This window comes from Candidatus Benthicola sp., from assembly GCF_058719085.1.
Window position 1 is genome coordinate 1 of the sequence record NZ_JBZQEK010000021.1, and the last position, 10222, is coordinate 10222.

General features: G+C 66.9%; 8 protein-coding genes and 10 tRNA genes. 7 read left to right on the forward strand and 11 right to left on the reverse strand.

What is annotated here, in order from left to right:
- From AC36XV_RS01905 to AC36XV_RS01955, 11 genes are all read right to left on the reverse strand, one after another.
- Positions 1-585, reverse strand: a 585-nt coding sequence (locus AC36XV_RS01905; protein WP_492201988.1) for a hypothetical protein, incomplete at its 3' end; no start/stop codon positions are given.
- A gap of 587 nt (positions 586-1172) precedes the next feature.
- Positions 1173-1247 (reverse strand) — tRNA-Arg (locus tag AC36XV_RS01910).
- Between the two features lie 22 nt (positions 1248-1269).
- Positions 1270-1342 (reverse strand) — tRNA-Lys (locus AC36XV_RS01915).
- A 41-nt stretch (positions 1343-1383) separates the two neighbouring features.
- A tRNA-Ala gene (locus tag AC36XV_RS01920) sits at positions 1384-1456 on the reverse strand.
- A 126-nt stretch (positions 1457-1582) separates the two neighbouring features.
- A tRNA-Glu gene (locus AC36XV_RS01925) sits at positions 1583-1654 on the reverse strand.
- A 139-nt stretch (positions 1655-1793) separates the two neighbouring features.
- Positions 1794-1867: transfer RNA gene (locus AC36XV_RS01930), tRNA-Arg, on the reverse strand.
- 46 nt (positions 1868-1913) lie between these two features.
- Positions 1914-1985: transfer RNA gene (locus AC36XV_RS01935), tRNA-Thr, on the reverse strand.
- 25 nt (positions 1986-2010) lie between these two features.
- Positions 2011-2083: transfer RNA gene (locus AC36XV_RS01940), tRNA-Trp, on the reverse strand.
- 11 nt (positions 2084-2094) lie between these two features.
- Positions 2095-2167, reverse strand: a tRNA-Phe gene (locus AC36XV_RS01945).
- 10 nt (positions 2168-2177) lie between these two features.
- Positions 2178-2250: transfer RNA gene (locus tag AC36XV_RS01950), tRNA-Asn, on the reverse strand.
- Between the two features lie 140 nt (positions 2251-2390).
- A tRNA-Met gene (locus AC36XV_RS01955) sits at positions 2391-2464 on the reverse strand.
- Positions 2465-2558: 94 nt separating this feature from the next.
- Here AC36XV_RS01955 and AC36XV_RS01960 point away from each other — a divergent pair.
- The 7 genes from AC36XV_RS01960 to AC36XV_RS01990 all read left to right on the forward strand — a co-directional run.
- Positions 2559-3983 carry an FAD-binding oxidoreductase gene (locus AC36XV_RS01960; RefSeq protein WP_492201989.1) on the forward strand — a complete coding sequence of 475 codons (1425 nt, stop codon included), beginning with the start codon at positions 2559-2561 and terminating at the stop codon, positions 3981-3983.
- The gene (locus tag AC36XV_RS01965) at positions 3980-5182 is read left to right on the forward strand and encodes an FAD-binding oxidoreductase (protein WP_492201990.1); all 1203 of its coding nucleotides are present in this window, start codon (positions 3980-3982) and stop codon (positions 5180-5182) included. Before AC36XV_RS01960 ends, AC36XV_RS01965 begins: the two co-directional genes overlap by 4 nt.
- Before the next feature lie 107 nt (positions 5183-5289).
- Entirely contained in the window at positions 5290-5886 is a 597-nt protein-coding gene (locus tag AC36XV_RS01970) for a matrixin family metalloprotease (RefSeq protein WP_492201991.1), read from the forward strand.
- Positions 5883-6500, forward strand: coding sequence for a cob(I)yrinic acid a,c-diamide adenosyltransferase (locus AC36XV_RS01975; protein WP_492201992.1), 618 nt, complete (start codon positions 5883-5885; stop codon positions 6498-6500). The genes AC36XV_RS01970 and AC36XV_RS01975 overlap by 4 nt, the downstream gene beginning before the upstream one ends.
- Positions 6493-8235 carry a HEAT repeat domain-containing protein gene (locus tag AC36XV_RS01980; RefSeq protein WP_492201993.1) on the forward strand — a complete coding sequence of 581 codons (1743 nt, stop codon included), beginning with the start codon at positions 6493-6495 and terminating at the stop codon, positions 8233-8235. The genes AC36XV_RS01975 and AC36XV_RS01980 overlap by 8 nt, the downstream gene beginning before the upstream one ends.
- The gene (locus AC36XV_RS01985; RefSeq protein WP_492201994.1) at positions 8232-9644 is read left to right on the forward strand and encodes an HD-GYP domain-containing protein; all 1413 of its coding nucleotides are present in this window, start codon (positions 8232-8234) and stop codon (positions 9642-9644) included. The genes AC36XV_RS01980 and AC36XV_RS01985 overlap by 4 nt, the downstream gene beginning before the upstream one ends.
- Positions 9634-10222: alpha/beta hydrolase family protein (locus tag AC36XV_RS01990; protein ID WP_492201995.1), on the forward strand; the 589-nt coding region annotated here is incomplete at its 3' end. The genes AC36XV_RS01985 and AC36XV_RS01990, both read left to right, overlap by 11 nt.

Consider the following 10222-nt stretch of genomic DNA (forward strand, 5'->3'; position numbering starts at 1 on the left):
ATCCTTGGCACCGATATCCCCGCACAGGTCGGCGGGAGTCGAGCTCGGGTCCAGGTTGTCCAGTCCGGTCGGATCGCCAGTCGTATCGAAGTAGAAGTGCTGACAGGTGCCGCTGACCGCATCGCCTCCGTCGCTGGCGATCCACCAGCCGATGTCAGACCGCCGCTGCTCCGAGTTGCTCTGGAGCTCGACCGAGCCGCTGATGGTGATGAGCGAGCCTTCGACGCAGGTGTACGGGTTTCCCGGTGAACCGTCACCCCCGGTGCAGCCGACACAATTGTCGATGTCTGCGAGCGCGATCACGACGTCGTTCGCCGTGCAGTTCAGGTCTGTTGCGCTCTGCATGCCCTGGACGAAGGGCTTCGCCGGGCTCGATCCGGGTATCGTTTCGAAACCCTCGTCGCCCATGCAGTTGAGAACCGCGGCCGGTTCAATGTCGAATTGGTACAGTCCCGGATCTGTCGGCTCAGCCGTCGGGGCTGCCGTCTGCTCAGGCGCCTCCGTGGGGCCGTTGTCGCAGGAGGCGACGATGGCCGCGCAGGCCAGCACCGTACAGATGCCCATCCACGTGAAAGCTCTTCTCATGATACTGTCCCTTCTCTTGCAGGATCGTCACGACGCGCCGATCACCCGGGGACTTCCGAACGATGGAAACGGCGCGGAAGGTCGAGCAGAGGCCAAAGCAGTTGAGACCCGATATGACGAGGGGGACTTCTCTCTCGATCGAGAGAAGACCGGATCATGGGAACCTCCTGACACACGGAGACGTAGCGCCGCACGTGGCGCCCCCAGCGATCCTTCTTCGGCAGCTCGGTGGGCTTGGGCCGAGGCCCTCGGAGCATTGCGAACCGAATCCGCCCGGCTCACCCTTTCGGAAGGTGCTTCCACCTCCAATATCCAGTTTCGAAGGGGGTTGACAAGGTGGCCCGGAAGGCGTTGCACGACCGTTACACCAGCCAGGCCGGAAAGTCGGACACTGTGGCCTCTGTGCAACATGTTTTCTCCGGAGACCGTTGCACCGGTGCAACAGTTGCTCGCCCCCAATCGACGCTGCATTCGAGGCGGAACACGCCCGAGAGGGCGAGACCAACTGTGATCTTCTGCCGCGGTCCCGCGGCGGTCTGGATGCGAAGAGGCCACGCCGAAATCGACGTGGCCTCAACTTCTTCTCATGCGCCCGACAGGATTTGAACCTGTGACCTTCTGCTCCGGAGGCAGACGCTCTATCCAGGCTGAGCTACGAGCGCGCAACTTCCTGCTGTCCCGAAATGCGCCGCCAGGGACTCGAACCCCGAACCTACTGGTTAAGAGCCAGTTGCTCTGCCTGTTGAGCTAGCGGCGCGCGTTACCGCGCGGTGCGTCGGTCGCCCGTCCGGGCGGAAGTGGAGCCGAGGGGAGTCGAACCCCTGACCTCTTGAATGCCATTCAAGCGCTCTCCCAACTGAGCTACGGCCCCAGACTGCTTGTCATACTTACTGTCCTGTCGAGCCTGATACCTGTCCTTTTTGCACCGAAGGTGCGAAAAGCACTGAGCTACGGCCCCAGACTGCTCTGTCAATCAACTGTGCGCCCGTTCCTGCCATCCCCCCAAGGGGAATCGAACCCCTATCTCCACCTTGAAAGAGTGGTGTCCTGGCCGTTAGACGATGGGGGGCCAGTCGGGGCAGACTCTCGTACCTGACCCCAGCGTTTCCGTTCCGACAGCTTCCTGACGCGCCCGGCAGGACTCGCCGTCGCGGCCGTGCCGCGACACTCGAGCGCCGTCAAGGCGCGAGACCACCACGGTTCTCTGACGCGCCCGGCAGGACTCGAACCTGCGACCCCCGGCTTAGAAGGCCGGTGCTCTATCCAGCTGAGCTACGGGCGCCCGCCTCGAGGTCGCCCGGAGTCTCTCGCCCGCCGCCGATCCCTGAAGCTCGCGACGGGGATTGAACCCGTGACCTCATCCTTACCAAGGATGCGCTCTACCCCTGAGCTACGCGAGCCTGTGCCGACTCCGGAACCGGGCTACAGGGGCGGAGGGACTCGAACCCCCAGCCGCCGGTTTTGGAGACCGGTGCTCTACCAGTTGAGCTACGCCCCTTGGCTCCGGCATGGCTGGGGACGGATTTGAACCGCCGACACCCGCGTTTTCAGCGCGGTGCTCTACCAACTGAGCTACCCAGCCCCGTTTCCAGCTCCGGGGGTGGGATTCGAACCCACGACCTAGTGGTTAACAGCCACCCGCTCTGGCCTCTGAGCTACCCCGGAATGTCGCCGAACGACCCGATGTCGCCCGCACCGAACGGCGGACGATCCACAGGCACACAGTCAGTTGTCAAACAACCCGTCTCTGCAAGAAAATCGCCCCGCCTGGCACGGCCAGGTGAAGGGGCGGGTTCTTACTCGAATAGCGGGGGCAGGATTCGAACCTGCGACCTTCGGGTTATGAGCCCGACGAGCTACCAGACTGCTCCACCCCGCATCGGGCCCACGATGCTAGCAACCGGGCCCCTCGATGTCAACCCGAAATCGGGGCTCCGCTTGCCGGGTTCCCGGGGCCCGCCTAACGTCGGGCCATGTCCTCAGAACGGGCCCTTCCGGCCGGTCTCCTCCCGGCATTGCGGGCCGCTACCCATCCGGGTGCGGTCATCGACGACCCGGACCGGCTCGTCGCCTACGAGGCCGACGCCCTCACCACGTCGCGTGGGCTGCCGGACGCAGCCGTGTTTCCGGCCGACCGCGAAGAGCTGATCCGGGTGGTCCGCCTGCTTCACGAAGCGCGCGTTTCGTTCGTGACGCGAGGGGCGGGCACCGGGCTGGCGGGAGGCGCCGTCGCGCACGGCGGCGTGCTGGTCTGCACCACCCGAATGCGAAGCATCCTCGAGGTGGACCCCGTCGGTCGTACGGCCCTCGTCGAGCCCGGCGTCCTTACCGACGAGCTCAACGAGGCCGCGCTGTCCCGTGGCCTGCGCTACCTGCCGGACCCCGCGAGCGCCGCGGCATGCACTCTCGGTGGAAACGTCGGCATGAACTCGGGCGGCCCGCACTGCCTGAAGCACGGCGTCACCACGGACCACGTCCTGTCTCTCGAGGTCATTCTCCCCGATGGAGGTTCCGTGATCGTCGATCGAGGAACGGACGGGGGGCTGGACCTGGTCGGGCTGTTCACGGGATCGGAGGGAACGCTCGGCGTGGTGAGCCGGATGCGGCTGAACCTGGCCCCGGTGGCCGAAGAGGTCGGGACGTTGCTCGCCCTGTTCGACACGCTGGAGGCCGCGGGACGGGCGGTCGCACGGATCTTCGAAGACGGCCTGGTCCCGGTGGCCCTGGAGCTGGTGGACCGCGAGACGATCGCCGTGGTCGAGGCTTCGGCTTTCGCCGCGGGTCTGCCCCTGGACACCGAGGCCGCACTGGTGGTGGAGGTCGAGGGCGACGCCACGGAAGTAGCGGAAGACCTCGACGTCGCAGAGGCCGCTCTCGTCGCCACTGGAGCCCGAGAAGTCCGCAGGGCACGGGATGCGGAGGAACGCCTCGCCATCTGGCAGGCCCGAAAGAAGGCCTATGGTGCTCTCGGGCGGCTGGCTCCGGACGTCTTCGTGCAGGACGCGGCCGTTCCACGGTCGACACTGCCCGAGCTGCTCCCGAAGTTCTCCGAGATCGCCCGTCGTCATGATCTTCGCCTCGCGAACTTCTTCCATGCCGGAGACGGCAACGTGCACCCGAACCTGCTGTTCGATCGGAGCGACCCGCAGCAGGTGGCGCGGGTCGAGGCAGCGGGATCGGAGATCATGGCGCTCTGCGTTCAGGCCGGAGGCACGATCACCGGCGAGCACGGTGTGGGCGCCGACAAGGTGCGGCACATGGGGCTCGTGTTCGGTCCGGAGGAGATCGAGCTGATGCGCGCGATCCAAAAGGCGACCGACCCGGAGGACCTCGCCAACCCGGGCAAGCTCCTTCCCGAACGTCCCGGGCCCCGGACCGCGGAGGTGAGCGGGACATGAGGCGGTTCCGGCCGGAAACGGTGGTCGAGCTGACGGAGTGGGTCCGATCCTCGAGCCGGAGCTTCGTTGACGAGGGTATGCCCATCGTCACCGGCGAGCGCCGCGAGCCGAAGGGAGGGTCGCTTCCGGACCTTCCCCGACTCGCACTCTCGACGTGGGACCTGGCGGAAGTGGTCGAGTTCCGGCCCGCGGATCTGATGATCACGGTTCAGGCCGGGATGCGGCTCTCGACCCTCAGAAAGGTCGTCGAAGAGAAGGGGTTGTGGCTGCCGATCGCGGGAGCGCCTCAGGATCGCAGCGTGGGAGGGTGGATCGCGGCCGCCCCGGCGGGCGAGCACGATGATGCCTTCGGCCCGGTGCGGCGTCACGTGGTCGCTTGCGACCTGTTGCTCTGGACCGGCACGGAGACCCGGTGGGGCCGGGCGGTGATGAAGAACGTGGCCGGATACGACGTCACGAAGCTGATCTGCGGAAGTCGCGCCAGACTCGGCATCGTGACGCAGGCGACCCTCCGGCTGTGGCCGCGACCGCGGTGCTGGCGCCGCCTTCACCTGGAGCGAGAGACCTCGGGCGGGGGTGCTTCCGACTTCGCCGCTCTTCCCCGGTCGGAAGGTCTGCGTTGGACCGCGTCAGCGAGGAATGGCGAGCCCGGCCGACTGACGATCACGCTCGCCGGGGGACCGGGGGCGGTGTCCAGCCGGGCGGCTTCCGTGGAGCGCTGGGCCGGCGAAGCGGATTGGACCGTACGCGAAGAGGAGTCGGCCCGACCGGACCCGGAGTTCCAGTCGTCCGACGCCGCGGGGCGAACGAGCACGAGCGCCGCCTACCGCATCACCTTCGGGCGCCGCTATCTTGCGGCGGGCCTGCACGATCTGGAACGCCGCCTGGCGAACGAGGTGGACCCGTGGTCCCTCGAGGCGTTCCCGCTCACCGGCGTCGTTCGACTGTCGACCTCGGGACAGCGAGCCGCCGGGCGCCGATACGCTCCCGCGTGGCTCACCACGCTGCCCGATTCGGTAGGAGGGCCGAACGTGCCCGAGCCGACCCTCGAGCGACCAGCCGTGCGGATCGAGCGTGGCGGTGCGTCGGAGCACGATGCGGCTGGGAAGCTTCGCCGGCCGGCCGCCCGTGAGATCGAGGGTCGGTGGGTGAAGGCGTTCGGCGGCCTCGAGGCCCCATGGCAGGCGGATTACCTTTGACCCCGAGGGATACGGAGATACATCAACCCGCCGGATGTTCGCGCATGAACAGGGGACCCACGTCGCCCGGATGGCTTGGAATCGCCGCGGTCGGCGCGGCGATTTGGATGCCCACCCCTGCGGCAGCTCAGGCAGGCCATCACGGGCCGGCCGTGGTTCCGCCCGCTGCCGCGTACATCGGACCGTCCGATGGCACGGTGGAGGATCCGCTCCCGCGCTGGCGAATCGGCTCCGACCACCCGAGGACCCTCTGGGTGTACTTCGCACCAGCTCCGGCCGGCAGCCCCGACTTCTGGGCGAACACATTGAATGCCATGGCCACGTGGAACGAGGTGAGCGGAGTTCCCCTGTCGTTTCGACGCACGATGCACCGGGAGGGGGCCGACGTGGAGTTCCGCTGGTTGCGGCGGTTCGAGGCACGCCAGGCGGGTACCACCGACTGGCAAACCGATGGAGAAGGGTGGCTCCGGGCGGTGACCGTGACCCTGGCGCTCGAGCACGAGGATGGCACGCCGATGAGCGACGAATTCCGCGGGCTCGTCTCGTTGCACGAACTCGGACACGCGATCGGTCTTCCACACAGCGACGAGCCGAGCGATGTCATGCACCCCGGAAACCGTAGCTTCGAGCTGTCCGACCGGGACATCCTCTCGGCGCGACAGCTCTACATGCGGCTCGGATCGGAAAGGGTGGTCATACCGTGAAGATCTATACACGGAAGGGAGACTCCGGCCGCACGAAGCTGTTCGGCGGCGTGGAGGTAGACAAGAACGACGACAGGGTGGACGCTTACGGAACCCTGGACGAGCTGAACGCATCCCTGGGCCTCGCTTTGGCGCTGGGCCCGGAGCGAGACCCCGCGCTCGCCCCGCTGGAGAGAGTCCAGGAGGATCTCTTCGTGATCGGCTCGCGGCTCGCAGCCGCGCGGCCCGAGCGCGAGCTGGAACGCGGGACGATTCCTGCGCTCGAGACGGACCGCATCCAGGCCCTCGAGGAATGGATCGACCGGCTCGACGAGCAACTTCCGGCCCTGACCGCTTTCGTGTTGCCCGGCGGTTCGAGCGTCGGGGCCCAGCTTCACGTGGCGAGAACGGTATGCCGTCGGGCCGAACGCAGGATCACCGCGCTGGCAGCCGAAGATCCGGATCTCGCGGTCTCGATCATCCCGTACGTCAACCGGCTGTCGGATCTCCTGTTCACCCTGGCACGGGCGATCAATCACCGGGCCGGGAGACCCGAGACATCGTGGCTCCCTCGGAAGACGAGTCCGGAGCCGCACCCGGCAACTACGGATCGAGGTAAGCACGACCGTGAATGACTCCACACGCGAACCCGTTGGCGGCGGACGCTCGGAAGTCGATCCTGAGGATGCGTTGTCCGGGGCGGTCGAAGACGCGGTCAATGCCCTGCTCAAGGCGACGCGCGCACGTCAGACCTACGTACCCGGAAACCCACTGATCGATCAGTTTCACGGCGAGCTCTGCGAGCGACTCGGCGCCCTGTGGGACGAGCTTCCGCATCTGTCGCTGACCGTGGATGAGGGCCGTCTGTTGTGGCGCGACCGGGCCGTATACTCGAAACCGCTGGGACCTGACAACTTCGCCTTCCGCTTCTTCAAGGACGGCATCCGGCAACTGGCCCTGCTTCCGGGAGCCGAGGACGAGGAGCTGGCCGAGTTCCTCGACATCCTGGCCCGCACGCGTCAGGCCCATGCGGAAGACCTCCTCGCCACCCTGTGGCACCGCGATTTCAAGACCGTCCGCATGGACTACGTGGATCCCTCCGAGGAGGAGATCACCGAGCTACCGACCCCCGACCGGAATGCCGGAGCCGGAACGAGTCTCGAGGACATGGCCGAGATCGAGGAGGTGCTGGAAGCGGGAGCGGTCGAGGACGAAGGAGAGCAGGAGGAGGGGGGAGAGTTCGCGGACCTGACCCTCGGCGAGCCGGACCTCCTCTACCTGAAGCGGGAGATCGAAGCCGAGTGGAACCGGCCTGTCGTGCACGACGTCACGCTCGCCCTCCTGGATCAGTTCGAGATGCGGGACCAGGAAAGACGACGTCAGGTCGTGGACATCCTGCGGGAACTGCTCCCGCGGCTCCTGGCCGCCCGAGACTTCTCCAACGTCGCCATGATCGTCACGGAGCTGCAGCTGCTCGCGAACAAGACGGGCGAGAGCGAGACCCAGGAACTGGTGACCTCGCTGCTCCGGGACATGAGCGAGGCGATGGCGGAAATGGTGAGCGTAGCGGATGCGGGCGAGGATTCGCCCGCAGCGGAGGAACTGGCCGCTCTGGTCGGGGCGCTGCAGGCGGAAGCGATTCCGACCCTCGTTCGGGCGATCCCGGCGGTTCCGGACCGCAGCACGCGTGACCGCCTGGCCGAGGCGCTGGACCGGCTCGTGGGGGCCAACCCGAGCTACGTGGTGGACCTTCTCTCCGCGGAAGACCCCATGCTCGCCGCCGAGGCGGCACGAATCGTCGGACGTCTGGGCCTGACGGCCGCGGAAGAGGATCTGGTCGAGCTCTCGAAGCGTCCGGAGGAGGTGACGCGACAGGCGGCGATCGAGGCCCTGGCGATGCTCGGATCCGAATCCGGGGCCCTGGCGTTGACCGCCGCTCTCTCCGATCCGGGCAAGGAGATCCGGTTGGCGGCCCTCAATGCCGTGAAGGCGGCCCGGCCGGCGGGAGTCGAGGAGCTGCTCGGAAGAATCATCGATTCGGCGCTGGCGGGCCGGGACCAGGGCGAGCAGCTGGCCTTTCTCCGGGTCTACGCCTCTCTCGCCGGCGAGGGGGCCGTGTCCCGGCTCGCCAGGATCCTCAACGGCCGCAAGTGGTGGGGCGGTCGACACGCTCCCACCCTGAGAGCGTGTGCCGCGCGAGCCCTCGGGATGGTGGGATCGCCGGGAGCGCGGGCAGCCCTCGAGAAAGCGGCGAACGATCGATCCGCTCCCGTGCGCAGCTCGGTTCGCGTCTCTCTCAAGGAGCTGGAGCTGGGGCCGGACGAGTCCGCTCTCGAGCCGGATGGCGACCACGAGGAGGAGCCGCGATGACCGGTTCGATGACGCAGGGGACGACGATCCTCGGGACCATGTACGGAGCCATCCGGGCCTTGCAGCTCTACCCGGCGGAGAACGAAGTCGTGACGCGCGCCCTGACCGAGGTCACGGACGAGGTCGAACGGGTCATTCGTTCCGAAGGAGGGCTGAGCATCTGGGTCGCCGGCAACTATATGTTCATCAACGACCTGCAGGTGCGACTGGACCTTCATGACTACGCGGCGCTCGCCGCGCTTCGCGAAGTCCTGCGCGGACACGGCGTCGGGCGAATCGAAGCGAGCCCCAAGGCGCAGAACGAGCAATGGGCGGCCTTCCTGGCCGCGATCGCGGTCGATCCGGCGCCGGGCCAGCCGCCGCTGGAGGCCCTCCGATCGGTGCTCGCGGCGAAGGGGGTATCGGCCATCCACGTGGGACCTCCATCCCCGATGTTCGAGGGAAGCGAGGGCGAGGAATCCGTCGAGGCGGCGAGGCGCACCTACGCGCGGTCGATCAAGGTCGCTCGCGAGATGATGGAGGGCCTCGTGCTAGGGAAGGCCATCGGGGCCCGCCGGGCCGAGCGAGCGATTCTCGCCGTGGTCGATCAGGTGCTCAAGGAGCCCGCGACCATGCTCGGGATGCTGACGCTGCGGGACTTCGACGACCACTCGTACGTCCACTCGGTCAACGTGTCGATTCTCTCCGTGGCGCTCGGCGACTACCTCGGACTGAACCGGGAGCAGCTGTTCGAACTCGGCTTCGCGGCCCTGTTCCACGACATCGGCAAGGTGCTCATTCCCCCTGCGGTGCTCAACAAGATGGGCTGGCTGAACGACGAGGAATGGCGGCTCGTCAGCCAGCACCCCGACTTCGGCCTCCTGATGCTGTTCAACGTGGAGGGCTTCCAGGACCTTCCCTACCGGGCCATGCTCGCGGTGTACGAGCATCACATGAAGCCCGACTTGTCGGGATACCCGAGAGTGATCCGTCGGCGGCGCCAGGGCCTCTTCGCGAGGATCATCGCCCTCACCGAAGCCTACGACGCGGCGATCTCGAACTACAGCAAACAGTTCCTTCCCTGCTCGCCCGATGAAGCGATCCGGCAGCTCCGAGAGGCCGAAACGGGGGCCTACGACAGCGTCCTGACCCGGGCCTTCGTGAACATGATGGGGATCTTCCCGGTGGCGACGCTGGTCATTCTGGATACCGGGGAGATGGGCGTCGTGGTGGCTCCGAGTCCGAATCCGAAGACGTTGAATCGCCCGCTTGTCCGAATCGTGGCGAACGCCTCCGGAGAGCGGGTGGGAAACGGACCGATCCGTGACCTCAACGAACGGGATCCGGAGAGCGGCCGATACCGGAGGAGCATCGCGCGTTCCACGGACCCAACCCGCTACGGCATCGACGTGGCCGATCATGTCGCCTGAGAAACGGGAAGAGAGCGGCACCCTGCGCACCGCGTTCGAGCTGTCCGTCGGCGAGCGGGGCGTGCTGCGCGGGGACGTTCGAGTCCCGGACAAAGCTGCGGGTGCGGCCGGTCCTGAGACCGCCGGTCGGCTGATCGTGGTGTGCCACGGGTTCAAGGGCTTCAAGGACTGGGGGTTCTTCCCCTATCTGTCGAATCGGCTGGCCCGCGACACGCACAGCGTCGTGGTCTCCTTCAACTTCTCGGGCTCGGGCATCGGTCCCGACCTGGAGACGTTCACGGACCTCGAGGCCTTCGGTCACAACACCTTCTCGAAGGAGCTGGCGGACCTCGAGATCGTGCTGGACGGAGCCCGGAACGGCCGGCTCGGCGATGTGGCGTTCTCGCCGGCTCACTCCATCGGCCTGCTGGGACACAGTCGGGGGGCGGCGGCAGTGATCCTGGCCGGGGCGCGCAGCCCGAGAGTCGAAGCCGTGGTGACATGGGCGGGGATCGGATCGGTGTATCGATACGAGGACGGGTTCGCCGAGGCGCTGAAGGGAACGGATCGAATGGAGATCTTGAATTCGCGGACGGGCC

Bases quoted from the DNA above. Each gene is read 5' to 3' on its own strand.
- AC36XV_RS01965 (WP_492201990.1), top strand. From the start codon at position 3,980: ATGAGGCGGTTCCGGCCGGAAACGGTGGTCGAGCTGACGGAGTGGGTC.
- AC36XV_RS01970 (WP_492201991.1), top strand. From the start codon at position 5,290: ATGCCCACCCCTGCGGCAGCTCAGGCAGGCCATCACGGGCCGGCCGTG.
- AC36XV_RS01985 (WP_492201994.1), top strand. From the start codon at position 8,232: ATGACCGGTTCGATGACGCAGGGGACGACGATCCTCGGGACCATGTAC.
- AC36XV_RS01960 (WP_492201989.1), top strand. From the start codon at position 2,559: ATGTCCTCAGAACGGGCCCTTCCGGCCGGTCTCCTCCCGGCATTGCGG.